General features: G+C 35.1%; 24 protein-coding genes and 1 pseudogene. 17 read left to right on the top strand and 8 right to left on the bottom strand.

What is annotated here, in order from left to right; all coding sequences use genetic code 11:
- The first annotated feature begins 41 nt into the window (after window positions 1–41).
- The 8 genes from C4S35_RS11450 (at window position 42) to argH (ending at window position 8074) form a co-directional block, all read left to right on the top strand.
- Window positions 42–1181 (top strand): aspartate aminotransferase family protein, encoded by a 1140-nt coding sequence (locus tag C4S35_RS11450; protein WP_104000293.1) that lies wholly within the window; start codon window positions 42–44, stop codon window positions 1179–1181.
- A gap of 2 nt (window positions 1182–1183) precedes the next feature.
- Window positions 1184–2380 carry a glutamate-5-semialdehyde dehydrogenase gene (locus tag C4S35_RS11445; RefSeq protein WP_104000292.1) on the top strand — a complete coding sequence of 399 codons (1197 nt, stop codon included), beginning with the start codon at window positions 1184–1186 and terminating at the stop codon, window positions 2378–2380.
- A complete protein-coding gene (proB, locus tag C4S35_RS11440; RefSeq protein WP_104000291.1) occupies window positions 2364–3134 on the top strand; it encodes a glutamate 5-kinase in 771 nt (256 codons plus the stop codon). Before C4S35_RS11445 ends, proB begins: the two co-directional genes overlap by 17 nt.
- 62 nt (window positions 3135–3196) lie before the next feature.
- A complete protein-coding gene (locus C4S35_RS11435; protein WP_104000290.1) occupies window positions 3197–3577 on the top strand; it encodes a GxxExxY protein in 381 nt (126 codons plus the stop codon).
- Window positions 3578–3664: 87 nt separating this feature from the next.
- On the top strand, window positions 3665–4612 hold the full coding sequence (locus C4S35_RS11430; RefSeq protein ID WP_104000289.1) for an N-acetylornithine carbamoyltransferase: 948 nt from the start codon (window positions 3665–3667) through the stop codon (window positions 4610–4612).
- A gap of 25 nt (window positions 4613–4637) precedes the next feature.
- A complete protein-coding gene (gene argB, locus C4S35_RS11425) occupies window positions 4638–5441 on the top strand; it encodes an acetylglutamate kinase (protein ID WP_104000397.1) in 804 nt (267 codons plus the stop codon).
- Window positions 5442–5602: 161 nt separating this feature from the next.
- A complete protein-coding gene (locus C4S35_RS11420) occupies window positions 5603–6673 on the top strand; it encodes a M20 family metallo-hydrolase (RefSeq protein WP_104000288.1) in 1071 nt (356 codons plus the stop codon).
- 120 nt (window positions 6674–6793) lie between these two features.
- Complete coding sequence (gene argH, locus C4S35_RS11415) at window positions 6794–8074, top strand: argininosuccinate lyase (protein ID WP_104000287.1); 1281 nt, start codon at window positions 6794–6796, stop codon at window positions 8072–8074.
- Window positions 8075–8195: 121 nt separating this feature from the next.
- Here the strand turns inward: argH and C4S35_RS11410 are convergent, their stop codons facing one another.
- Both C4S35_RS11410 and ytxJ read right to left on the bottom strand, forming a co-directional pair.
- Window positions 8196–8870, bottom strand: coding sequence for a hypothetical protein (locus C4S35_RS11410; RefSeq protein WP_104000286.1), 675 nt, complete (start codon window positions 8868–8870; stop codon window positions 8196–8198).
- Window positions 8871–8925: 55 nt separating this feature from the next.
- Window positions 8926–9315 (bottom strand): bacillithiol system redox-active protein YtxJ, encoded by a 390-nt coding sequence (gene ytxJ / locus C4S35_RS11405; RefSeq protein WP_104000285.1) that lies wholly within the window; start codon window positions 9313–9315, stop codon window positions 8926–8928.
- A gap of 146 nt (window positions 9316–9461) precedes the next feature.
- Here ytxJ and clpB point away from each other — a divergent pair, with 146 nt between their 5' ends.
- Window positions 9462–12065, top strand: a complete 2604-nt coding sequence (gene clpB, locus C4S35_RS11400; protein WP_104000284.1) for an ATP-dependent chaperone ClpB — start codon at window positions 9462–9464, stop codon at window positions 12063–12065.
- Window positions 12066–12208: 143 nt separating this feature from the next.
- On the opposite strand, the gene C4S35_RS11395 is transcribed toward clpB, so the two are convergent.
- The gene (locus C4S35_RS11395; protein ID WP_104000283.1) at window positions 12209–12676 is read right to left on the bottom strand and encodes an OsmC family protein; all 468 of its coding nucleotides are present in this window, start codon (window positions 12674–12676) and stop codon (window positions 12209–12211) included.
- Between the two features lie 201 nt (window positions 12677–12877).
- Here C4S35_RS11395 and C4S35_RS11390 point away from each other — a divergent pair, with 201 nt between their 5' ends.
- Window positions 12878–13747, top strand: coding sequence for a DUF808 domain-containing protein (locus C4S35_RS11390; protein WP_104000282.1), 870 nt, complete (start codon window positions 12878–12880; stop codon window positions 13745–13747).
- A 456-nt stretch (window positions 13748–14203) separates the two neighbouring features.
- Window positions 14204–14719 (top strand): hypothetical protein, encoded by a 516-nt coding sequence (locus C4S35_RS11385; RefSeq protein ID WP_104000281.1) that lies wholly within the window; start codon window positions 14204–14206, stop codon window positions 14717–14719.
- Window positions 14720–14943: 224 nt separating this feature from the next.
- Here C4S35_RS11385 and C4S35_RS11380 read toward each other — a convergent pair whose 3' ends face one another.
- The 3 genes and pseudogenes from C4S35_RS11380 to C4S35_RS16070 all read right to left on the bottom strand — a co-directional run bounded on the left by C4S35_RS11380 (window position 14944) and on the right by C4S35_RS16070 (window position 16835).
- Window positions 14944–16059, bottom strand: coding sequence for an IS91 family transposase (locus tag C4S35_RS11380; RefSeq protein ID WP_104000280.1), 1116 nt, complete (start codon window positions 16057–16059; stop codon window positions 14944–14946).
- Window positions 16038–16448 (bottom strand): annotated as a pseudogene (locus C4S35_RS16075) (tyrosine-type recombinase/integrase); the annotation flags it as partial. The pseudogene C4S35_RS16075 and the gene C4S35_RS11380, both read right to left, overlap by 22 nt.
- An 18-nt stretch (window positions 16449–16466) precedes the next feature.
- Entirely contained in the window at window positions 16467–16835 is a 369-nt protein-coding gene (locus C4S35_RS16070) for a hypothetical protein (protein ID WP_244175262.1), read from the bottom strand.
- Window positions 16836–17211: 376 nt separating this feature from the next.
- Here C4S35_RS16070 and C4S35_RS11370 point away from each other — a divergent pair, with 376 nt between their 5' ends.
- Window positions 17212–18180: an RES domain-containing protein gene (locus C4S35_RS11370; RefSeq protein WP_104000279.1), complete on the top strand. Its 969-nt coding sequence runs from the start codon at window positions 17212–17214 to the stop codon at window positions 18178–18180.
- A 182-nt stretch (window positions 18181–18362) separates the two neighbouring features.
- A complete protein-coding gene (locus C4S35_RS11365) occupies window positions 18363–19436 on the top strand; it encodes a serine hydrolase domain-containing protein (RefSeq protein ID WP_104000278.1) in 1074 nt (357 codons plus the stop codon).
- Window positions 19437–19478: 42 nt separating this feature from the next.
- On the opposite strand, the gene C4S35_RS11360 is transcribed toward C4S35_RS11365, so the two are convergent.
- The gene (locus tag C4S35_RS11360; RefSeq protein ID WP_104000277.1) at window positions 19479–19760 is read right to left on the bottom strand and encodes a hypothetical protein; all 282 of its coding nucleotides are present in this window, start codon (window positions 19758–19760) and stop codon (window positions 19479–19481) included.
- A 280-nt stretch (window positions 19761–20040) separates the two neighbouring features.
- Between C4S35_RS11360 and C4S35_RS11355 the strand changes: the two genes are divergently transcribed.
- Together C4S35_RS11355 and C4S35_RS11350 are read left to right on the top strand one after the other, a co-directional pair.
- A complete protein-coding gene (locus C4S35_RS11355) occupies window positions 20041–20928 on the top strand; it encodes a carbon-nitrogen hydrolase (protein ID WP_104000276.1) in 888 nt (295 codons plus the stop codon).
- Window positions 20928–21974, top strand: coding sequence for an agmatine deiminase family protein (locus tag C4S35_RS11350; protein ID WP_244175261.1), 1047 nt, complete (start codon window positions 20928–20930; stop codon window positions 21972–21974). Before C4S35_RS11355 ends, C4S35_RS11350 begins: the two co-directional genes overlap by 1 nt.
- An 80-nt stretch (window positions 21975–22054) precedes the next feature.
- On the opposite strand, the gene C4S35_RS11345 is transcribed toward C4S35_RS11350, so the two are convergent.
- Window positions 22055–24307 carry a M1 family metallopeptidase gene (locus C4S35_RS11345; protein WP_104000275.1) on the bottom strand — a complete coding sequence of 751 codons (2253 nt, stop codon included), beginning with the start codon at window positions 24305–24307 and terminating at the stop codon, window positions 22055–22057.
- A 302-nt stretch (window positions 24308–24609) separates the two neighbouring features.
- Here C4S35_RS11345 and C4S35_RS11340 point away from each other — a divergent pair, with 302 nt between their 5' ends.
- Both C4S35_RS11340 and C4S35_RS11335 read left to right on the top strand, forming a co-directional pair.
- Window positions 24610–25461 (top strand): aldose 1-epimerase family protein, encoded by an 852-nt coding sequence (locus tag C4S35_RS11340; RefSeq protein WP_104000274.1) that lies wholly within the window; start codon window positions 24610–24612, stop codon window positions 25459–25461.
- Window positions 25462–25485: 24 nt separating this feature from the next.
- On the top strand, window positions 25486–26034 hold the full coding sequence (locus C4S35_RS11335) for a GNAT family N-acetyltransferase (RefSeq protein ID WP_104000273.1): 549 nt from the start codon (window positions 25486–25488) through the stop codon (window positions 26032–26034).
- Window positions 26035–26076 lie beyond the last annotated feature (42 nt).

The raw sequence follows: 26076 nt of genomic DNA, 5'->3' as shown, positions 1-26076 counted from the left end.
GCTTAAATCTTTCAATTTTTAAATCTTTAAATAATTAAAATATGAACTTATTTGACGTTTACCCATTATACAACATCACACCTGTTAAAGCACTAGATTGTACTATTACAGATGAAAAAGGAGTGGAATATTTAGATTTATATGGTGGTCATGGTGTAATTTCCATTGGGCACACCCAGCCGGATTATGTTGCCAAATTAAAAAATCAATTGGATAATATTGGTTTTTATTCGAATGCGATTCAGAATCCATTGCAAGTAGAATTAGCAGAGAAATTAGGAAAACTTTCAGGATTAGAAGAGTATACTTTATTCTTATGCAGTTCCGGAGCTGAAGCCAATGAAAACGCTTTGAAATTAGCCTCTTTTCACAACCATAAATCTCGTGTAATTGCTTTTAATAATTCCTTTCACGGAAGAACTTCGGCGGCGGTTGCAGTGACAGATAACAAAAAAATTGTTGCGCCAATTAATGCACAACAAATCGTCACTTTTTTGCCATTGAATAATATTGAGTTGGTAGAAAACGAACTAAAAAAAGGCGATGTCTCTTCTGTTATCATTGAAGGAATTCAAGGAGTTGGCGGTTTAGACCAAGGAACAACTAAATTTTTTCAGGCATTAGAAAAAATATGCGAGGCTTACGATGTCGTTTTGATTTTGGACGAAGTGCAATCAGGATACGGAAGAAGCGGAAAGTTTTTTGCGCACCAGCATCATAACATCAAAGCAGATATTATTTGTCTGGCCAAAGGAATGGGTAACGGATTTCCTATTGGGGGCATCTTGATTTCTCCAAAATTCACAGCGAGTTATGGATTATTGGGAACTACTTTCGGCGGAAACCATTTGGCTTGTGCTGCTGGAATTGCGGTTTTGGATGTAATTGAAAGTCAAAAATTAATGGATAACGTAAATGACGTTTACGCCTATTTTTTAGAAGCAATCAAACAAGTTCCTGAAGTGATCCAAGTAAAAGGAAGAGGATTAATGCTAGGTGTAGAGTTTGATTTTGACGTAAGTGATCTTCGTAAAAAAATGATTACGGACAAACATATTTTTACAGGAAATGCGAACAATAAAAACTTATTAAGAATTCTTCCTCCATTGACAATCAAGAAAGAAGCAATTGATACTTTTATTGTAGCTTTAAAAGAAACGTTGAAAGAAATACAGTCTTAATTATGAATGCATTACTACCAATAGAAAAACGAAATGCGGTTTTAAGCCATATGGCTGAACTTCTCGAAGAAGAAAGAGCTAACCTTAAAACGGTGAATCAACAGGATATCAATAATTATTCTGGGGATGATTTGGCGATGGAAAAACGTTTATTGGTTAATGATGCCAAAATTGACGGTATGATTTTATCCATGCAACAATTAGCAAGTCAGGAAGATCCTATTGGTGTGGAGCGTTTTAATTTCGACCATGAAAACGGAATGAAAATCATCAATAAAACAGCGGCTTTTGGAACCATAATGATTATTTATGAATCCAGACCTGATGTTACTGTTGAGGCTGGTGGAATCGCTTTTAAATCCGGAAATAAAATTCTACTAAAAGGCGGAAAAGAATCTTTACAATCCAATTTGAAAATTGTGAAATTGTGGCACCAAGCCTTAAAAGAAAACCTTATATCCACAGAATGGGTGGAATACTTGAATTACAATCGGGAAGAAACGCAGGCATTTTTAGAGAAACCAACACAAAAAGTGGATTTAATCGTTCCTCGTGGTGGGGAGAAATTGATTGCTTTTGTAAAAAAACATGCCACTTGCCCAGTGATTATAAGTGGCCGAGGTAATAATTTTGTGTATATAAATAAAGAAGCTGATTTAAAAAAAGCGCTAGAAATAATTATTAACGGAAAAACCTCAAATATATCAGTTTGCAATGCTTTAGATAAAGTTTTAATTGATACTAATCTTGAAAATTGGGAAGCTTTTGCAAAAAAAATTATTGCCGAATTACAACAAAGAAACGTTAGCGTTTTGGGAGATGAAAGTATTTCAAACGCAACAAATGTTACTCAGATCGAATCGGAGTTAATTTGGTACGAAGAGTTTTTGGATTACAAAATTGTTATTGGAACAACCAATTCGGACCAGGAAGCGATTGACAAAATAAATAAATATTGTGGTGGACATTCGGCTTCGATAATCACAAAAAATGATGCAATTGCCCAGGAATTCATGGAAAATGTAGATACGGCAGCCGTATATCAAAACGCCTCTACTCGATTCACCGATGGAGGACAGTTTGGTTTAGGAGGAGAATTGGCGATAAGTACAGACAAATTACACCAACGTGGACCCATTGGTTTGCAACATTTAGTTACTAATAAGTGGTATATTTACGGAAATGGACAAATCAGGTAAAAAAAGAATTTTATTAAAGTTAGGCAGCAATACGTTAACCAAAGAAACCAATCACATTTCGAGAGGAAAGATTGAAGATATTGGAATGCAAATAGCCGCTTTACAAGACGAGTACGAGTTTATCATTGTGAGTTCCGGCGCGATTGCTGCGGCCAAACAATTTGTAAAATTGGAAAATCAAGACAAAGATGTTTTTGTAAAACAAGCGTTGGCTTCTATTGGTCAGCCTCATTTGATGCGGATTTATCATGAAAACTTCAGCGATTTAGGATTGCTGATTTCGCAATGTTTGCTTTCTTATTCTGATTTCGAAAAAGAACAATCCAAAGTAAATATTGTGAACACCATCAATGTGTTAGTCAAAAACAGTTATATTCCAATTATAAATGAAAATGATACTGTGGCGACGGATGAGATTCGATTTGGAGACAATGATAAATTAGCCGCTTTGACCGCCGTTTTATTAAATGTTGACATTCTGATTATCGCTACCAATACGAACGGGATTTACACCAAAGCATCCATCCATAATGCGGTTCCTAAAACCATTTCTTTAGTAACCGATTTAAAAGTATTGGAAAAGGAAATCGGCGATTTTAAATCATCTCATGGAACAGGTGGAATGCAATCTAAAATAGAAGCCGCGGCAATTGCCAAAGCCGCTATTATCGAAACCTGGATTGTCAATGGATTAAAAGATAATTTTATTTTGAAAGCTTTAAAAAACGAAATACCATTTACGAAGATTATATAAAGAAGGTACACAGATAAAACGGATTCGCGTTGCGAAGACGCTGATAAAAACAGATTTTTAAAATGGATTTAAAACACAAAGAATTAACGGATGGAATTTTAAAAACTTTTTATGAAGTGTATAATGAACTGGGATATGGCTTTTTAGAAAAAGTATATCAAAATTCAATGTACATAGAATTAAAAAACAAAGGATACAAAGTTGAAGCTCAAAATAAAATTAAAGTTTACTATAAAGGAACTGAAGTTGGCGAATATTATGCGGATTTAATAGTAGAAAATTTAATAATATTGGAACTAAAAGCAGTAGATTATATTGTAAAAGATTTTGAAAACCAAATTTTAAATTATTTAAGAAGCACCGATTGTGAAGTAGGTCTGCTTTTAAACTTTGGAAAAAAACCTGAATTTAGAAGAAAAATTTTTGAAAATAACAGAAAATAAAGAAAGAATAAAAATCCGTTTTTATCCGTGTTTTCGCCGCAGCGAATCCGTTTAATCCGTGTCCAAAAAACCTAAAATACAAAAACAATGAACTACATCTCCATACAGAACATAGATTCGCTCGACAAATGGGTGAAACAAGCTTTGAAAATCAAGAAAAAACCACTTAAAAACAAAAAACTGGGTAAAAACAAAACCTTGGGAATGTTGTTTTTTAATTCTAGTTTGAGAACGCGCTTAAGTACTCAAAAAGCAGCTATAAATTTAGGAATGAACGTCATGGTAATGAATTTTACCAGTGAAGGTTGGACATTGGAATTTGAAGATGGAGCCATCATGAACTCCGGTGCTTCGGAACATATTAAAGAAGCGGCAGCAGTAGTTTCTCAATATTGCGATATTATTGCTATTAGAGCTTTTGCAGGATTGGTAGACAAAGAAAAAGACAATGCGGAAACCGTTCTTATGGGTTTCTTGAAACACGCAACTGTGCCAATTGTTAATATGGAAAGTGCTACAGGACATCCATTACAATCGCTAGCCGATGCGATAACTATGGCCGAACACAAAACAGAATACCGTCCAAAAGTAGTTTTGACTTGGGCGCCACATCCTAAAGCTTTACCTCAAGCGGTACCCAATTCCTTCGTGCAAATGATGCAGTTACAAGATGCTGATTTTGTTATTACGCATCCGGAAGGGTACGAATTGAATCCTGAAATCACGAAAGATTCTAAGATTGAATACGACCAAGATAAAGCTTTTGATAACGCCGATTTTATTTATGCCAAAAACTGGAGCAATTATAACGAGTATGGTCAGATTACAAATTCCGACCCAAATTGGACTGTAACGGCCGACAAAATGAAACTGACTAACAATGCTAAATTCATGCACTGTTTGCCGGTAAGACGTAACGTAATTGTCACTGATGAAGTGATTGACAGCGAAAATTCAATTGTTATCGAGCAAGCCAATAATAGAACCTATGCCGCGCAATTAGTGTTACAGAAGATTTTAAAAAGTGGAAAATAGAGAAAAGATTTTTAAAATATTAAAAATGAGTCCAAAACCCAAAACCCAGAACCTAAAATCCCTTTCAATCATAAAAATTGGTGGAAATATTATTGACAACCCAACGGAATTGTCACAATTTTTATCTGATTTTTCTAAGATTGAAGGATATAAAATACTCGTTCATGGCGGTGGCAAATCAGCTACTAAAATGGCCGAAAGTATTGGTTTAGTTCCTCAAATGATTGATGGAAGACGCATTACCGATGCCGATATGCTTGAGGTTGTTGTGATGATTTATGCAGGTCAAATCAACAAAAATATTGTTGCCCAGTTACAAGCAAACTCCGCCAATGCGATGGGATTTTCTGGTGCAGATGGGAATTTAATTCAATCGGATAAACGAAACGACGCAACAATCAATTATGGTTTTGTGGGTGATGTGAAAAAAGTGAATACAAACTTATTGGAAACATTGCTTTCAAACGGTATTGTTCCAGTATTTTGTGCGATAACACACGATGGAAAAGGACAATTACTAAATACGAACGCAGATACCATTGCCAGCGAATTGGCGATTGCTTTATCAAAAGTTTTTGATATCACTTTGAATTATTGCTTTGAAAAACCGGGTGTTTTATATGATGCCGAAGACGATTCTTCCGTAATTGAGAACATCAATCAAGAGTTATATTCCAAATTAAAAGCCCAGAAAGCGATACATTCGGGTATGATTCCTAAATTAGACAACTGTTTCAATAGTTTATCTAAAGGAGTTCAAAAAATAAAAATTGGTCATCACAGGATGTTGCAAGACGCGAGGGCTATTTGCACTAGTATAGAACTATAATTAATTTGCCACAATGGCACGAAGACGCAAAGAAATAATTTAAAGTACACTTAAAAACTTTCTTAATTTAAGGCTTTTTGACAAAAAAGTAGATAACAAACTTCGTGACTTTGCGCCTTTGTGGCAAAAAAATAGTGCCATCGTGGCAAAACAAATAAAATATGAAGAGTATAGAAATCCTTACACAAGAAGCCATTGCGTTATTAAAAGCACTGATTGAAACGCCTTCATTTTCAAGTGAAGAAGATAAAACAGCTCTTTTAATCGAAAATTGGTTTTCACAAAATAACATTCCTTTCAAAAGAGAGAATAATAATGTTTGGGCTTTCAATAAACATTTTGACACCACCAAACCAACTCTTTTACTGAATTCACACCACGATACCGTAAAACCAAACCAAGGCTATACCAACGTTCCATTTGAAGCCATCGTAAAAGACGGGAAGTTATTTGGACTAGGAAGCAATGATGCGGGAGGTTGTTTGGTTTCACTTTTAGCCACTTTTGTATATTTTTATTCGAATGAAAATCTGCCTTACAATATTGTGATGGTCGCTTCAGCCGAAGAAGAAAGCAGTGGAAAAAATGGATTAAACAGTGTATTAAAACATTTACCGGAACTCGAATGTGCCATTGTGGGAGAACCTACTTTGATGCAATTGGCCGTAGCCGAAAAAGGATTATTGGTACTCGATGTTATCGTAAAAGGTACCGCTAGTCATGCCGCCCACAATAATCCTGACAATCCTATTTACAATGCGATACCCGTTATCGAATGGTTTAACAGTTACCAATTCGAAAAAATATCGGAGGTTTTAGGTCCCGTAAAAATGACCGTAACGCAAGTCTCTGCGGGAAAACAACACAACGTAGTTCCTGCCGAATGTCATTTGGTTGTCGATATTAGAGTAAATGATTGCTATAACAATCAGGAAATTTTAGATACCGTAAGAAAACATCTGACTGTCGAAGTCAATCCGCGTTCGATGCATTTAAACGCGTCTTCGATTCCTGTTGCACACGGTTTAGTACAAGCTGGAATCGCACTGGGAAGAACCACTTACGGCTCGCCTACCCTTTCGGATCAATCCGTTTTGAGTTGTCAATCCTTGAAATTAGGACCTGGCGAAACCCTGCGGTCACACTCGGCGGACGAATTTATATTTATAAATGAAATAGAAGAAGGAATTCAATTGTATGTCAAAATACTAACTGATTTTTTCAAACAATAAAATAATTTGGAGCTAATCCCGCTATCCGCTATATCTTTTCCTGGCTAAAGAAGCCAGAAAAAGGATGTCGCTTCCATCGGGGCTAAAAATCGAACAGTCTAAAAATCTAATTATTCATATATGAAACTTTGGGAAAAAGGAATACCAACCGATAAACAAATAGAACATTTTACCGTTGGAAACGACAGAGAACTGGATTTACTGCTGGCAAAATATGATGCATTAGGTTCTATTGCACATGCAAAAATGCTCGGCCAAATTGGGCTTTTAACAGACTCCGAAACCGTTTCTTTAGTTTTGGCTTTGGAAGAAATAATTGAAGCCGTTGAAAACGGTAAATTCAAAATCGAAGACAGCTTTGAAGACGTACATTCCAAAATCGAATATTTGCTAACAGTAAAATTGGGAGACGCCGGGAAAAAAATTCATACCGCTCGTTCACGTAACGATCAAGTTTTGGTAGATGTAAATTTATATCTGAAAGATGTAGTAAAAGAACTAAAGGAACAAGTAAAAACATTGTTCGATTTGCTAATGGAATCAGCAGAAAAACACCAAAATGTGTTGTTGCCAGGATATACTCACCTTCAAATTGCAATGCCATCTTCTTTCGGAATGTGGTTTTCTGCTTACGCTGAAACTTTGATTGATGATATTACGATGTTGAATGCTGCTTTTAAAATTGTGGACCAAAATCCATTAGGTTCGGCCGCAGGTTACGGAAGCTCGTTTCCTATCAACAGAACATTTACAACGCAAGAATTGGGTTTTGAAACTTTAAAATTCAATTCGGTTGCCGCTCAAATGAGCCGTGGAAAATCAGAAAAAACAGTTGCTTTCGCGATGAGTAGCGTGGCTGCAACCCTATCAAAATTCTCGATGGATGTTTGTTTGTATATGAGTCAGAATTTCGATTTTATCACTTTGCCTTCGCATCTTACAACGGGTTCGAGCATCATGCCTCATAAGAAAAACCCCGATGTTTTTGAGTTGATCCGTGGAAAATGCAACAAAATTCAAGCCTTGCCATACGAAATTACTTTAATCACCAACAACCTTCCAAGCGGTTATCACCGAGATTTACAATTGTTGAAAGAAGGATTGTTTCCAGCGATTCAAAACCTCAAAGCGTGTTTGGATATTGCGATTTTTGCGATTAAAGACATCAAGGTAAAGGAACACATTTTAGACGATAAAAAATACGATTATTTGTTTACGGTAGATTCCTTAAACGAATTGGTGGTTGCCGGAATACCTTTTAGAGATGCCTATAAAGCGGTTGCCGAACAACTGGAAAATGGTACATTTCAATCTCCAAAAGAAACTAAACATACGCACGAAGGAAGTATTAATAATTTGTGTTTAGATCAAATTAAGAAAAAAATGGACGATTCTTATTAGAAATAAAAAAACCTCGTTTAATATTTTTAAACGAGGTTTTTTTTAAATACTTAAAAAATAAATTCAGATACAAAACTGTATCTTGTACTTTCATTACTTAACTAAATATTTATAAATTAATTTAAAATTTTAATTTCCCAGTTTTTAAATATATCGCTGAATTTTTAATCGAACTGTTGATGGCATCTACAAGGGCTTTTTCAAATGCAAAAAACATAACACTTCCATTTCCTTTTGATATAAAATCTAATACTTTTTTTCGTGACTTTACATCATAAATCTGAAAATGAGATTTAACGATACAACTTTCACTTTGAGTACCTGCAGTCATACCCATACCTCCAGACATAGCCATAGCGATACCTGGATTTCCTTGTATAATGTTTGTAATTTCGTGATCATAAATTCTTATCAAGTAATCAGCATTAGTATTTGTAAATAATGAATCTACTTTCTTTTGTTGTTCTTGGGTAGCTATCAAAAGATCATTTGAAATAAATTTAAATGATTTATCATATTTTATATCACCAAATATATTTTCTTGTTTCAATGTAATGGCACATAAACTGTCATACTGTTTCACGAAATCCTTTTTTTGTTTATACTTTTTATTAAATGTTTTGGAAAATTCATTAATTAATACATTGTCATCACCGAAAAGTACCGCAGTTTTGTTGGAACCAAAAACAAATTTTGAATCCTTATAATATGAATTTTCACTAATACGAACTACTTCGCATGAAATTAATAATTGAGCACCTACTATTCCAGCTATCAGCCATTTACTTACTTTCATTTTATATGTAAATTAATTAAAAACTTGTTAAATTTTAGAACTTCATAAAGTTTTTTTAAACTTTCCTCCCTAATTCTTCCGCATCAATATCGCTGTGCGAAACGTTATAAACAGCTTTTCCGTTCTTAATTAAAATCAATTGTGGAGATTGATGGGTCACACCAAAACGATTGGCAATTTCATTAGAAATATCGCGATGCGCTATTAAATCTAAAAAATAAGGTGTAACTTTATCTGAACTATTGAACTCATTTTCAAACTGTTTCAGCACCATTCTACTAACACTACATCGCGTACTGTGTTTAAAAATAGCCACCGGTTTTTCAATCGAAATGGCGATAATTTCATCCAGTTGTACCAAATCAGTTAGTTCATTCCAGTTGATTTTGTTTTCTTTGGAATTCGTATCGTCTGAACTATTAAAAATATTTTTGAAAAAACTCATAATTGTCTTTTTTTTAAGACATTTTGACTTTAAAGTATGATATAAATCATAAATTTTATGTCAATTTGTCTGTACTATTGTATTGGAATATAAATTGAACATTAAGTTGCAAAGTTAATCAAATAACAACAAAACAATATACGATAATGAACATAAATAAATTTACTATCAAATCTCAGGAAGCCATTCAGCTCTCCCAACAATTGGCGCAGAGCGAGGGGCAACAACAAATAGAAAACGAACATATTTTCAAGGCTATTTTTGAAGTAGATGAAAATGTGGCACCTTTTATTTTGAAAAAACTGAATGTAAATGTGCCACTGTTTCTTCAAATATTAAACAGTACAATCCAGAGTTTTCCAAAAGTTTCGGGTGGCGAAATCATGCTTTCCAGAACTGCAAACACAACACTGAACGAAGCGGAAATTATTGCAAAAAAAATGAATGATGAATTCGTTTCAATTGAGCATTTAATTTTAGCAATTTTTGATTCTAAAACAAAGACAGCCCAAATATTAAAAGATCAGGGTGTAACCGGAAAAGGATTGAAAGCAGCGATAGAAGAATTGCGAAAAGGAGAACGGGTAACTTCGGCATCTGCTGAAGAAACGTATAATTCCTTAAATAAATATGCCAAAAATCTTAATGAGTTAGCTCGAGCAGGGAAACTTGATCCCGTTATCGGTCGTGACGAGGAAATTCGTAGAGTGTTACAAATTCTTACCCGTAGAACTAAAAACAACCCAATGCTCGTGGGAGAACCAGGAGTGGGAAAAACCGCCATTGCCGAAGGATTAGCGCACCGAATTGTAGATGGGGATGTTCCAGACAATTTGAAAGATAAAATCGTGTTTTCTCTTGATATGGGAGCATTGATTGCCGGAGCTAAATACAAGGGAGAATTTGAAGAACGATTGAAATCCGTGGTGAAAGAAGTGACTGCTGCCGACGGCGATATTGTTTTATTCATTGACGAAATCCATACCCTTGTGGGTGCCGGTGGTGGCGAAGGCGCTATGGATGCCGCCAATATTTTGAAACCGGCGTTGGCTCGTGGAGAATTACGCGCTATCGGGGCAACCACATTGGATGAATATCAAAAATATTTTGAAAAAGATAAAGCACTCGAAAGACGTTTCCAAAAAATAATGGTCGAAGAACCGGATACCGAAAGTGCGATTTCGATTTTGCGTGGAATCAAGGAAAAATACGAAACACACCATAAAGTCCAAATCAAAGACGATGCAATTATTGCCGCTGTCGAATTATCGCAACGGTATATTACGAACCGTTTTCTTCCGGACAAAGCCATCGATTTAATGGATGAAGCCGCTTCTAAACTGCGTATGGAAATCAATTCGAAACCCGAAGAACTCGATGTTTTGGATCGAAAAATCATGCAGTTGGAAATAGAAATTGAAGCCATTAAACGAGAAAAAGACGAAAGTAAGCTTAAAATTCTGGGAATGGATTTGGCCAATCTCAAAGAAGATCGCAACGAAATTTATGCCAAATGGAAATCAGAGAAAGATGTCGTTGATAACATTCAAGCCGTCAAAACGGAGATTGAAGACTTTAAATACGAAGCAGAACGTGCCGAACGTGAAGGCGATTATGGAAAAGTAGCCGAAATTCGGTATGGCAAAATTAAGGAAGCGCAAGAACGTTTAGCCATTTTGCTCAAAGAATTACAAGAAAATCAATCTGGAACTTCGTTGATAAAAGAAGAAGTTACTCGTGAAGACATTGCCGAAGTAGTGGCTAAATGGACCGGAATTCCAGTAATGAAAATGCTCCAGGGCGAACGAGAAAAACTATTGAAACTGGAAGATGAATTGCATCACAGAGTGGTAGGACAGGAAGAAGCCATCGAAGCCGTGAGTGATGCCGTGCGCAGAAGCCGTGCCGGTTTGCAGGATATGAAAAAACCGGTAGGAACGTTTCTTTTCCTAGGAACTACGGGAGTTGGAAAAACCGAATTGGCGAAAGCCTTGGCGGAATACTTATTTGACGATGAAAATGCCATGACTCGTATCGATATGAGTGAATACCAAGAACGCCACAGCGTAAGCCGTTTGGTGGGTGCTCCTCCGGGATATGTGGGTTATGATGAAGGCGGGCAATTGACCGAAGCCGTTCGTAGAAAACCGTATTCTGTAATCTTATTGGATGAGATCGAAAAAGCGCATCCGGACACATTCAACATCTTATTACAAGTCTTGGATGAAGGACGTTTGACAGATAACAAAGGACGTTTAGCTGATTTTAAAAATACGATTATCATCATGACTTCCAATATGGGAAGTCAGATAATTCAAGAGAAATTCGAAAACCTTAAAGGAAGTGTGGAAGCCGCAACTGAAGCCGCAAAAGTGGAAGTTCTCGGACTATTAAAACAAACCGTTCGCCCGGAATTCATCAATCGTATTGACGAAATTGTGATGTTCACGCCATTGACTAATGAAAATATAGCCCAAATCGTAGGGTTACAACTAAAAAGCGTAACCAAAATGCTGGCGCAACAAGGCATCACGATGGACGCCACTCCGGAAGCTATTGTATATTTATCCGAGAAAGGGTACGATCCGCAATTTGGAGCGAGACCCGTGAAAAGAGTGATTCAAAGAGATGTGCTAAATGAATTATCCAAAGAAATTCTATCGGGAAAAATAACTACAGACAGCATTGTTCTGATAGATGCGTTTGACGGAAAATTAGTTTTTAGAAATCAAACCGAGTTAGTTTCTTAAGAATCTAGAACATTTAAACTTATGAAAACACTGGTCGAAAGGCTGGTGTTTTTTTATGTCTTACAGTTTTTTAGGAGTAAACCGGCTGATTGAATTGTTGTTTTATAATCAGTATTCAAAAAAAGTAAAAATGCGTAACCACTTTAATTTGTAGCTTCAATTTCGCAAATTGGAAAGTGCAGAATCGGAAAATTACACGAATTGGCTATAAAACAGAGTTGGTTTGCTTTTTTATGTAAGTTAAGTGCCTCCTCTATTTTTTCTTTGTTTGTAATACGAACTTTTGGATTCAGTTTAATGACAGTAAAACGGCCGCTACCGTCATCCAAAACTTCAAGAGTGGCCTCCGCTTCGTCCGTATAAGACACCACGTCGATATCATTTTGTTTACAAACATACAAGTAAGACATCATGTGACAGGAAACCACACTACTCAATAACAGATCTTCAGGATTATACAAAGCTGGTTCTCCTTTGAAAGCTTTGGCAGCCGAAACATTTAAAACAGCCTTACCGCCAATAGTTATGGCATGACTTTTAGTATACGTCGCCGCTTCCTTTTTGGAAAAAAGCCAATCTAATTTAGCTTTAAATACATGTTTAAATCCCATACTTATTTTTATTTCAAATGTAATTAAAAACAGTATCGCTAATACAGAAAGATTATGGGTGAATATTAACTAAAAATTTACCCGGTTTATAAATAGAGTAAATCAAAAAGTAGTAGCTTCGCATCAATAAACAATCAATATGCGCAGATTAGATTTGGGTACTACAATACCAAAATCCGCGCTGTTTAAAAAACAATCAAAATGGCATCAGGTTTTTTCGCATTATTAGATGATATCGCAGCAATTATGGATGATGTTGCGGTAATGAGTAAAATTGCAGCAAAAAAAACGGCGGGTATTTTAGGTGATGATTTGGCCGTAAATGCCGAAAAAGCATCCGGTTTTATTTCATCCCGAGAACTTCCTGTATTATGGGCAATTGCAAAAGGTTCTTTCGTTAATAAAGTAATCATTTTACCCATCGCCTTTCTATTAAGTGCTTTTTTACCGGTAGCTGTTATAATAATCTTAGTACTGGGCGGACTTTATTTAGCTTACGAAGGTGCCGAAAAAATATACGAATACTTCTTCCCGCACGAACATTCCAAGCACGAAATTTTAATGGAACCGTTGACCGAAGAACAAATTTTAGCTTTTGAAAAAGAAAAAATAAAATCAGCCATAGTAACCGATTTTATTTTATCAGTAGAAATCGTAATTATCGCGTTAGGTACCGTAATTGGAAAACCCATTTCATCACAGATACTTGTTGTTTCTATTATTGCAATAATCGCAACAGTGGGTGTTTACGGCATTGTAGCCTTAATTGTCCGCATGGATGAAGCAGGGTTAAAACTGATGCAACTGAGTACTAAAGAACGTAGTTTTACAAAAACGATAGGCAATATCCTGGTGCAAGCGCTTCCAAAAGTTATCAAAAGTTTATCCGTTATAGGTACCATTGCGTTGATCTTAGTAGCAGGAGGCATATTTGTGCACAACATTAATTTTTTACATGATGTTTTACCCCAATTACCCTCCATTGTAACCGAATTTATAATTGGACTTGCAGTTGGAGTACTTGTTTTGGGGGTTGTGAAACTGTTCAAAAAGATCATTGGCAAAAAGTAAGCAATAATTGAATATAATTTAGCTGTATAAATAATTAAAAATCTAAGATAATATCAGTCGAAAGGCTGGTGTTTTTTTATGTCTTTTTTTAGGAGCAGAACAATTCTAAATCTTCACGACGAGTTGTCCCGCTGTCCGCAGTATCTTTTTATAAATGCAACCCTCTCGGGTTACATTTATAAAAAGGATACTGCGGACAGCGGGGCTATTTGACAACAAGTTTTTTCCAGAATAAAGTTTCGAAAAAAGTGCTTTATTAAAGTTTAGAATCTGTTATAAATCATATTCGAATAAAAAAGCTGACTACCAATTTGTAAGAAAATTTTAATATATTTGAGAAAATATAAAGCGTAACAAACCTTCGCCAATCTGCCCATATTTGGGTGTATAGATGAAAGTTTTTATCGCCTATATACAAGTTGTGTGCTATTTTGCAAAAACAGAAAATAATATTATATGAATACAGAATTAGCATTATGGTTTTTGCCAATTATCATTTCTCTTATATTGTTGTTTAAAATATTCAGCGGAAAAGTGATTTTTGAAACAAATTCAGAATATGGAACTCACATTTTGAATATTGAAAAATCAGGTTTTTATTCACTCTGGGTTAGTGATAAAATTTTAACAAAATTCACATTGGAAAGACATAATGCCCAAATTATAAATGAAGACGATAATCGCTTTTTTGAAATGTTTTCTTTTTTTAGAGCAAACACAAATAATGGCAGTAACGGACGAATGCAACTGAGTTCTTATTATCTTGAAAAAGGCGCGTATAAATTTAGAATAGGAAATGAGAGCGATAGTAGATTAATAATATTTGACAAAGCAACTCGTAAAATTTTATATTCAAAAGAAACGGATAATTTTGAATATAAAATTATGAAAACATTACCAGAAATTATTTTCCCCTTATGCTTAATTGGAATATTAATGCCTATTTCGGAAATCGTAAAAATATTAACTTAAAAAAAACAGCACACAACAGCTAGGGTTTCGTTGCGTGCGCAGCACGAACAATGAAGCCCGGGTTGAACGGAACCGATTACCTGCCGTCAACACTATGGAATTACCGTAAAGATTTTAGAGGTATTTTCAAGAGGATCTGGTCCTCTTTTTTTTTGGAGTGGTTTCAGCTTGGTTTTTTTCGTGTTTTCTTTCACTTTTGAGCATACTTGCCCTTACCCATAAAATTAGTTTTCACAGGAACTTGAACTTTGGCTACCGCCAAGATACCAAGCAGGCGGACCGCGCTGGTCAAAAACCGCTATTCGGTTTAAATTGCCTGTTTTACAACAAGGACACTTGGGTAAAAAGGGCTTCTTTTCTACTTTTTCCAGAACTTTTACCTTAAGTTTTTCTTGTAAAAGTTTCAGCTTTTGGCGCTTCCAAGTGCTGCTCAAAAAACCATAATGACGGATTTTTACAAACCGTTTGGGCAAAATATGCAACGAAAACCGCCTGATAAATTCCTGATGAGGGAGTGTCATTTGTTTTTTAACGCCCGCTACTCGGTAATCCTTATAGTCGAAAGTCACGTTTTGCTCGTCAATGCTCTTGATTCTATTATTGCTGATGGCGATTTTATGGGTGTATCTCCCCAAATATTCCACCACCGATTTTGGACTTCCAAAAGGTTTCTTAGCAAATACTACCCATGGTTTTTTCCATAAATCCTGCCGGATTTGTTCGTATTGGATAGGTAATTTTGCTTTTAGTTTGGCGCAATATTTAGCCCTAAAGACTTTCGATAATGCCTTGACAGGAAACAAGAATTTACCATCGTTTCTGCTATTTTGCCACTGTCCGTTTTTATTCACGCCACCACCGGGAACAATGCAATGCAGGTGCGGATGCAAACTCAATTGTTGTCCCCAAGTGTGCAAAACGGCAATCATTCCCATTTGCATTTCCTTGGCTTTGCCAAAACTTTTTAACGTTTCCCATGTCGCTTCAAATAAAGTATCATACACTATTTTAGGCTGATATATCGCTAAAGAATTGATACTGTCTGGTAAGGTAAAAACCATATGGAAGTACCGCACGGGCAAGAGTTCTGTTTCTCTTTTGGCGATCCAATCTTCTCGATTTTGCCCTTGACACTTCGGGCAATGCCGATTGCGGCAAGAGTTATAGCTTATAGTGACATTGCCACAACTATCACAAGCATCGATATGACCACCCAACTCGGCTGTTCTACATTTTTTAATGGCGTAAAGCGTTCGGAGTTGCCAAGTATTTAATCCATAGTTTTCGATTGCAGCACCTGCTTTTCGCAGAACATCGGCTACTTCAAAGCGCGACTGCATTTTGCAAAAAGGGTATCGAGTGGACTAAAGATGCGCTGACTCTCGAGTTGGGCAATATGCAGATATTCCATTGTCGTTTCAACATTCTGGTGTCCCAAAAGGTCTTTCAAAGTCATAATATCCATACCGTCTTCGAGCAAATGCGTGGCGTAACTGTGCCGAAGCGTATGAGTATGAACCTCTTTGATTATACACGCTGCTTTGGCGACTTGCTTCACTGCCCATTGCACGCCTCGTTGCGAATACCGATTGTCAAAATCGCCACCGGCTCCATTAGGCAAAGGCTGTCCATTAAAAACATAATCCTGGGGTTTTTCGGCTTCAATGTACTTTTTTAAACCCCGAATCAAATGCACCGAAAGAGGTACGTAGCGGTCTTTTTTGCCTTTTCCCTGAACTACTTTGAGTTATTTTCTATCGAAATCTAAATCCTGTAAACGCACACTTCTAGCTTCCATACAGCGAAGTCCGCAGCCATAAAGCAAACCAATCAGGATTTTGTGTTTAAGTAGTTTGGCACCTTGGAGCATAGCCCAAACTTCCTCTTTACTTAAAACAACAGGAAGTTTCTTCTCGTGTTTTATCGAAGGTAATCGTAAAAATTCATACGGCAATCCTTCGGATTTTAGCAAAAACCGAAGTCCGTAAACACAGTGTTTAAAATACGTTTGAGATGGTGTTTTGGACTTTTTTTGTTGGTAAAACAAGTAATCCTGTACTTGTTCGGGATCAAGCTCGGTAGGAATTTTACCAAAATAAAGCGAAATAGCCGCCACATGGCGGGAGTAATTGTTGAAAGTACTCTGACTTCGACCTAAGACTGAAACCGTACGCTCAAATCGTTGAAGTAATTCCTCAAATCCCGGAACTTCACGCTTGGCCTGATTGAGAATCTTGTTTTCTCTTAACGCATCAGGATGCTTTTTTTTGTAGTCATAGTATATGAATTTTAATTATATTCGTAAGGTACAAAATCTCGGTAAGTGCTACCGAAGGTTTAGTTCAACACAAGCTACAAGCAATACGGGTACTTGACTTAATTTGAAAATGGTCTTGTATTTGGAAGATTTGGCAAATCCGAATAATGGGCTTAATTTAGTCCCAAACTGCGTGTAGCGCGGGAACGAACGTTATGGCTTATTATAAAAGAAGATGACAACAAACATTGATAATTTTGCAGATATTGATACGGTTAAATTAGCAATCCAAAAATTTCAAGAGATTGGTTGGCCTAGCTTTAATGAAACTGATAATATTGATGAATTCGTTGAAAAGATAACAAAACAAATTACTGACGAGTTAGGTAAATTTCCTAACTATTTAATGCCATTAAAACCGAAAAACTTCCCTTTTGGTATTTTTAGAGTTAGAGAAATGACAGAGGGTACTAATTTTGATTTATATGCAGAACATTCTTATCCACCAGTAGCATTTACAAAACTTGGAAGATGCAATTTTCCCAAACATCCTGTTTTTTACGCCTCTAATAACCCAATAACAGCGCTTTCGGAAGTTGTTAGGAATGAAGAATTCAAAGGCAAGAAATTTTGTATTTCATCATGGGAAATAATAAAGTCAAATGACACATTCATATTTGAAAATTTTCTTCAAACATCCTTGCATCCAAAGAATCATTTTGCTGTATTAGCAAAAGCCTTAGTTAATAGAGTAAATAAGCCTTTCGATCTTAAGCTCCCCGAGGAACAAACACAGGGAATAGTAGAATTCTTAAAATACATTGACAGTCAATTTATTAGTGATGAAAATTATTCCTTTTCTGCATCTTTAGCGCACAGACGTATTTATGGAAAACATAATTTCTGTACAGATATTCTAATGTATCCTAGTGTTCAAACATTAATGCAAGGTGTTAATCTCGCAATTAACCCAAACTTTGTTGATAATCACATGCGCGTGAAAAGATTTTATGTAATTGAAATACAGAGTTTTGATAGGCAAAGTGGTAAATTTACAATTACATTTCATAAATATGGAGAGATAAAGAAAAACGTAATTTTCTGGAAAAAAATACATCCAGAAGATAAACTATATCAAAAATATGTGAAATTAGATTTTAAAAGTTTTATAAGTGACGATTTTAAATTTGACTTTATAAAATAACAAGCCATAACACACACTACAAGCAATTTGGGTTTTAGGCTTAATTTGAAGTTGGTCTTGTATTTGGGATGATTTGGCAAATCCGCCCGCCAAAGCTTTCCAACTTCGGAATCGTCAAAAGAAAATCCAAATAATAAATATCCACCAACTATTTAAAACCAACAACATAAAACATAAGAATTATGAAAAAAATAATGCTTCTCCTTGCCTATTTTACTGTTTGCAATTTAACTTATTCTCAAGTTGACAAAGTGGATAATGCAATTAAAGACTTGATGCAAAAAAATAGAATTATTGGTTTACAACTAGCAGTAATTAAAGACAATGTGATTGTTAAAACAAGTCATTACGGCTTAGCATCAGTCGAAGATTCCATTGCTGTTGATAGCCAGACTATTTTTAGCATTAATTCTATTACTAAAGCATTTACAGGAGTTGCTATTATGCAATTAGTCGAAAATGGAAAATTAAATCTTGACGAACCTATTTCAAAATATTTGGATAAGCTGCCTAAAACTTGGCAAAATATTACAGTAAAACAAATAGTGACTCATCAATCGGGGCTTCCTGAAATTTGGGATTCACAAGGAAATATGTTGTCTGAAAATAGTGAAACTTTATTCCAAAAAATAAAAGAATTGCCTCTTATTTTTAAACCTGGTAAAGAATTCAGAGACAGTCAAGCCAATTACCTGATACTTGGAATGCTTATTGAAAAAATAAGTGGACAGTCATTTGAAAAATTCATTACAGAAAACCAGTATAAAAAAGCTGGAATGAAGAATTCCATCAAAGCTGGAATAGGCGATTTTTACAACATAATTAAGCACTCCGCAAAGCCGTATTCTTATTTTAGAAATAATATTCTAACCAATGTGTATCAACCGATACCTTCAAATTTGTATCCAGCCGGCGGAATCTATTCAACCGGAACTGAAATGGCACAATGGGTAATCGCATTGCAAAGTAATCAATTAATTAATGCCGAAAATCTAAATACGCTTTGGACTCCAATACGATTAGGTAATGGAGAAATATATCAAGAAAACGGTTTTCTGAATCAAAGTTCGATTGGTTTTTATTCTTCTTCAAGAGTTAAAAAACCTGTAATTGCTTCGCTCGGTGGTAATAGAAATGCTTTGTACATTTATCCAAAAGATAATGTTTCTGTAGTGATTTTGACAAATTTAGTGGGATCTCGTCCAGAAAATTTTATTGAAGATATAGCAAATTTATATCTAACAGAGAAAAAATAACCTTAAAAAAAAATTACTTTTCCTTCATAGGCAATTAGGACACTAAAACAACTTATATATTCTGTGAATTGGAATCATCACACCTTGTTTTAACATCACATTTTTGTCTGTAACGCCCCAAACCGTGGTATCTACTACCTTTTTGGATTCAATATCTTCAAAGAAAATTTTAATTTTTGAATGTTCTAAGTTAAACAACGACAACGCTCTATTAATCTCACTTATTCTGGCTTTTATTTCATCAATATCGTCAAGTACATCTGTTTGTGGAAATTTAAGTAGAGCAATTTCTTCTTTATCGATTATTTTGAATTCTTCTGTCATAATTGTAAAAATTTAATGAATTATAAATTACTGTATCGTAGCAAAACTTAGCCCGTTTTATTAGCTATAATACTATACATATAAAAATAAAACCTCCTTGACTTTGTTAATGCCAATTTTATATTAATTTTTTACCTGCTCTCCAAAGTCTCCCGACTTTGGCGTCGTTATGAAAAAATCCAAATAAGAAATACAAGACTATTTAAATCCTAAAAAACACAGTACCCCTATTTTCTACTCTTTATAAAATTTACTATTTTTGCAATCTAAAATTTTAGTCATGCCAAATAAGAAATATAAAATAGCAGTCATTCAATTGAATCTTAATGATATTGCCGAAAACAACTTGAAAAAATGTATCAGTTGGGTTCGTGATGCCGCTAAACTTGGTGCCGAAGTGATTTCGCTACCGGAATTATACAGCAGTCATTATTTTTGTCAAAGCGAAGATGTAGATAATTTTGCTTTGGCAGAACCATTGTACAGTACTTCGTTTATTGCTTTTAGCGCTTTGGCCAAAGAATTAGGCGTGGTAATTATTGTTCCTTTCTTCGAAAAAAGAATGGCAGGAATCTACCACAATAGTGCTTACATCATTGACACAGACGGTTCAGAAGCAGGATTGTATCGTAAAATGCACATTCCTGATGATCCGCATTTTTATGAAAAATTCTATTTCACCCCCGGTGATCTGGGCTTTAAAACGATTCCAACTAAAAAAGGAAAGGTTGGGACGCTGATTTGTTGGGATCAATGGTATCCGGAAGCGGCTCGCTTAACTGCTTTGCAAGGTGCAGAAGTGTTGTTTTACCCAACAGCAATTGGCTGGCATCCCGGTGAAAAAGAGGAATATGGAGTAAACCAACATGGTGCATGGATGAGCGTAATGAAAGGTCACGCCGTTGCAAATGGCGTTTATGTGGCAGCAGCAAACAGGATCGGTTTAGAACAATACTTGCCTGATACGGCGGGAATTCAGTTTTGGGGATCTTCGTTTATTGCGGGACCACAAGGCGAAATTTTGGCGCAAGCCTCACACGATAAAGAAGAAATCTTAATTGCCGAAGTAGATTTAGACTTACAAGAAAATGTGCGTCAGAACTGGCCTTTCTTTAGAGACAGAAGAATAGACGCTTTTGGTGATATCACAAAAAGAGCAATTGACTAATGATGAAAACGAGTAACAACAGAAGGTTCCCTGCTGAGTGGGAAAAGCAACAAGGAATTTTACTTAGTTTTCCACACAACGGCAGGGATTGGCCTGGAAAATATGAAGCGGTTCAATGGGCTTTTGTGGAATTCATTAAAAAAGTGGCTACTTTCGAACAAGTCTTTTTGGTAGTTGCGGATGAAAACCAAAAAGAAAAAGTTAATACCATGCTGGAAACAGCTCATGTGGAACTAACTAATGTTTCGTACATCATTCATAAAACCAATAGAAGTTGGATGCGTGATTCGGGTCCAATTGTTGTGAAAAATGGAACCGAAAGAGAAGCTTTAAACTTTAATTTTAATGGTTGGGCTAAGTATAAAAACATTCAATTGGACAAATTTATTCCTGCAAAGGTGGGCGAATTTCTCAATATTCCTGTGACTCAAGTGATGTACAAAGGAAAACCGGTAATTGTTGAAGGTGGTGCGATTGACACTAATGGATGCGGTACTTTACTGACTTCAGAAGAATGTTTAATGCATCCTGATATTCAGGTTCGGAATCCAAATTTCACCAAAGCCGATTACGAAGCCGTTTTCAGAGAATACCTTGGAATTACAAATGTGATTTGGTTAGGTGACGGAATTGAAGGCGATGATACGCACGGACATATTGATGATTTATGCCGATTTGTCAACGAAGATACGATTGTGACTATTGTGGAAACAGACCCAACCGATAAAAACTACAAACCGTTGCAAGACAACTTAAAACGCTTGCAAAATGCCAAACTCGAAAACGGAAAATCACCTGTAATTGTGGTTTTACCAATGCCAAAACGTTTGGAATTTGATGGATTAAGATTGCCTGCCAGTTATGCTAATTTTCTGATTTTAAACAATTGTGTTTTGGTTCCAACTTTTAACGACAGTAACGACCGAAAAGCGTTAAACATACTTTCAGAATGTTTTCCTGATAGAGAAATTATAGGAATCAGTGCTACTGATTTTATTTGGGGTTTCGGAACGTTACACTGTTTGAGTCAACAAATTCCAGAATAAAAATAACGCATAATTTCTAAATATTGCAGCATAAAAAAAACGCCAACTCAGTTGGCGTTTTTTGTAAAAATTACATAATATTATTTATCTCTTGTGAATAAGAAACTTTGACCGTTAACTTCCAATGTAAATTCATTTTTATTTTCATTAAACTGAATAGTAAGCCCCGCTTGATTCGCTAAGAATTTATCCTTTCCGTCAGGCGCAAAACTTAAATTTGGCTGACCTTCAGATTTTGCTATTAAAACACCTTTCTCTTCAGAAAAAATAATTTTTACAGGAATTTGTTTACTTGAAAATGTACCGAAGTAAGCATCCAAGATTACATCTTTCTCTAATTCTCCTTTTCCGGCAGTCCAAGTATCATTATCTGAATTTACATCCGGGAATACGTGACTTGGATCCAATGTTATAGATTCGATTTCTTCATTTATAGTAGTTTTGAATGACCAGCTTTTATTGCGTTCCCAAATTTCTACAGGAAGAGTAACTCTAGTCACTTTACCAGATTTAGACTTAATATCTAAAATAGATGGAAAAGGCATTTTTTCTAAATTTTCAATAGTAATAACAGCCCCTTTAGTTGGATCATTTTTCACATATTTCACTTTAGAAACTGCTTGATCAAAACGCCAGTTGTTAATAATCCAACCTCTCCAAAACCAGTTTAAATCTTCGCCAGCCACATTTTCCATAGTACGGAAAAAGTCATCTGGTGTTGGATGTTTGAAAGCCCAACGCTCAGTATATGTTCTAAATGCATAATCAAAACGTTCTTTTCCTAAAATTTGCTCACGCAACATAGTCAGACCTGTCCCCGGTTTGTAGTAGGCTAAAATACCTAAGTTAGCTTCTTTCAATCCATCTGGAGCAGAAAAAACAGGTTCCAAATCAGGATTTGTTAGCACCTTTGAAGAACGATGTAAATCTGCAACTGGTTGTTTGTATTCTCCGTTATTAAAATCAACTGAACTCAATGAGTTGATAAATGTATTGAATCCTTCGTCCATCCAAGCAAATAATCTTTCGTTTGAACCCACAATCATTGGGAACCAACCATGACCAAATTCATGATCCGTTACACCCCATAAATCACCTTTTTTAGATTCCCATCCACAAAAAACAATACCAGGATATTCCATTCCGCCTTCGTTACCTGCAACATTTGTAGCTGCTGGATAAGGGAATTCAAACCAACGTTTTGAATAATTTTCAATAGACGTTTTAGTATATTCTGTTGCTCGTCCCCATGCATCCTGACCTTCACTTTCTACTGGATAAGCAGAAATTGCAACAGATTTTTTTCCGCTTGGCAAATTAATTTTCGCAGCATCAATAATAAAAGCAGCAGAAGATGCAAACGCGACGTCTCTAGAATTTTTTATTTTAAACTTCCAAGTTAAAGTACTTTTTCCTGCAGGTCTTGAACTTGCATTGGTAACTTCAGCAGCAGTACGAATCATAACCGTTTTCTCACTGGCAGCAGCTTGACCCCAACGTTTTTGTTGTTCAGCAGTGTAAACTTCTGAAGGATTTTGCAAGTCACCTGAACAAACTACAATATGATTTGCAGGAGCTGTAATTGAAATATCAAAATCACCATATTCTAAATAAAACTCTCCTGCACCTAAATAAGGTAGCGTGTTCCATCCTTTTACATCGTCATACACACACATTCTTGGATACCATTGAGCAATAGTGAAAATTTTACCATTTTTAGTATCTAAAACTCCTGTTCTGTCTGAACCATATTTTGGTGAAATATAAGAAAAGTCAATTTTCACTTTAATTGAACTACCATTACCATTCAATTCTTGTGGCAAAATAATTTGCATTCGAGTATCTACAATAGTAAATTTCGCTTCTTTTTCAACAGCTTTCCCACCTACAGTTGCACTAACTTTAACAGATTTAATTTTATGACCTCCGTCAAAATCTTCTCCATCTGCCCCATTGCGACTTCCACTGATAGGGATAATTGCAACACCACGCGAATCTTTTTTAAATAAATTTTGGTCAACGTTCATCCAAAGAAAAGCCAATTTATCAGGACTATTATTGGTATACGTTAACGTTTCAGTTCCTATGATTTCGCTGGTTTTATCATTTAAATTTGCTGTTAACTGATAATCAGCTCTATTTTGCCAATACTTTGCTCCTGGCTGCCCACTTGCAGAGCGAGTTTCGGTTCCATTTTTAGTATAAAAACCTGGTGCAAATGCATCATGATAATCGTACTTTGATATGTTTGTTTTGGTTTCCTGAGCCTGAAGCGCAGAAACTCCACAAAATAAAGCTAAACAGAATGAAGCTTTAAAGAAATTGTTTTTCATAATTTGATTGATTTTTTACTTTTTTATTTGTTTGCTTACCAATAAGTATAAAAGTGAATCTTTTTGTTACACTAACTATTGCTATTAGTAGAAGATTTACTGCTTGTCTATAACGTGAGAGCTAATTTAGTTAAATGACAATCAAATAAATGTTATAACAAATAAATAAAAAATAACCCACATTGTCACAAAAAAAAATGATTTACTGAATAGGTACTAATTACAAATAGATTTTGGCTGATTTAAATATTTTTACAAATTTTAAAATATATTTACATTTTGAAATTTAAATCTAAACTGCTTTGAAAACAGTAATTAAGAATACATTTTTAACCGCGACAATAAATAGTTTTGGCGCAGAATTATGTTCGCTGAAAAACAAGGAGAACAAAGAATACATCTGGGCGGGAAATTCAGATTTTTGGGGCAAGCACTCTCCTATTTTATTTCCAATTGTAGGTACCCTGAAAAATAATTCATTTCATCACAATGCAAAAGAATATAATTTATCTCGCCATGGTTTTGCCCGAGAAATGGAATTTAAATTAATCGATAAAAAGGAAGATTCTGCGACTTTCTCTTTACAATCAACTGAAGAGACGCTGAGAGTATATCCTTTTCAATTTGAATTGCAAATCATTTATACTCTAGATAATTACAATTTAAGCATTGAATATAAAGTTATAAACAAGGGCAATTCTAAGATGCCTTTTTCCATTGGAGCTCATCCCGCTTTTGCGTTGCCAGGATATTTTAAAGATTATTCCATTCAATTTGACAAAGAGGAATCTTTAAAGTATTACCTTTTAGAAAATGATTTAATTTCAAATCAAACAAAAAAACTAGAAACACAAGAAGGCCAGATTCCATTGACTTATGAATTATTTAAAAATGACGCCTTAATTTTTAAAACATTAAAATCAAAGTCATTAACTATTTTAGAAAATAGAAATCCGTTTTTAAGAGTAAACTTTAACGATTTCCCAAGTTTAGGAATTTGGACCAAAATGAATGCTCCATTTCTTTGTATCGAACCGTGGTTTGGTTATTCCGACACAAATGAGAATTCAGGAAATCTTTTTGAGAAAGAAGGAATTCAAGTTCTGGAAGAAAATGCAACTTTCAGATCAGAATTCAGCATTGAAGTTCTATGAATTATTAAAATAAATTAACAAGATATGTTGACGATAAATTTTACTCCATTTCCAAATTTAGAAACCGAACGATTACTTTTGAGACGAGTAAAAGAGAGCGATGTAAACGAAGTTTTCGCTTTGCGTTCTAATCCAGAAACCATGAAATATATTCCCAGACCATTAGTTAAAACAATTGATAATGCCTTAGAACATATTGCAATGATTAATGCTAAAATCGAAAATAACGAAGGAATAAACTGGGCTATAACATACAAAGGCAGTCCGAAACTAATAGGGATTATAGGTCATTACAGAATAAAACCTGAGCATCACAGAGCGGAAATTGGTTATATGTTGCATAAGGAATACAATGGAAAAGGTATTATCACGGAAGCCGTTCAAGAAGTGGTGAAATATGGTTTTAATGAAATGAAACTGCATTCAATTGAAGCTATAATTGATCCTGAAAATTTTGGCTCTGAAAAAGTTTTACAAAAATGTGGTTTTATAAAAGAGGCTCATTTTAAGGAAAATGAATTCTTCGAAGGACGCTTTTTAGATTCTGTTATATATTCTATTTTGAATAAATAACTATTTTAAATCTTTAACAAACTGTTGATAATTATTTTTACA

The sequence above is a fragment of the Flavobacterium urumqiense genome, from assembly GCF_900108015.1.
In the GTDB taxonomy this organism is placed as follows: Bacteria; Bacteroidota; Bacteroidia; order Flavobacteriales; family Flavobacteriaceae; genus Flavobacterium; species Flavobacterium urumqiense.
The sequence above is the reverse complement of the archived record's forward strand: the minus strand, read 5'-3'. Positions and strand labels throughout refer to the sequence as shown.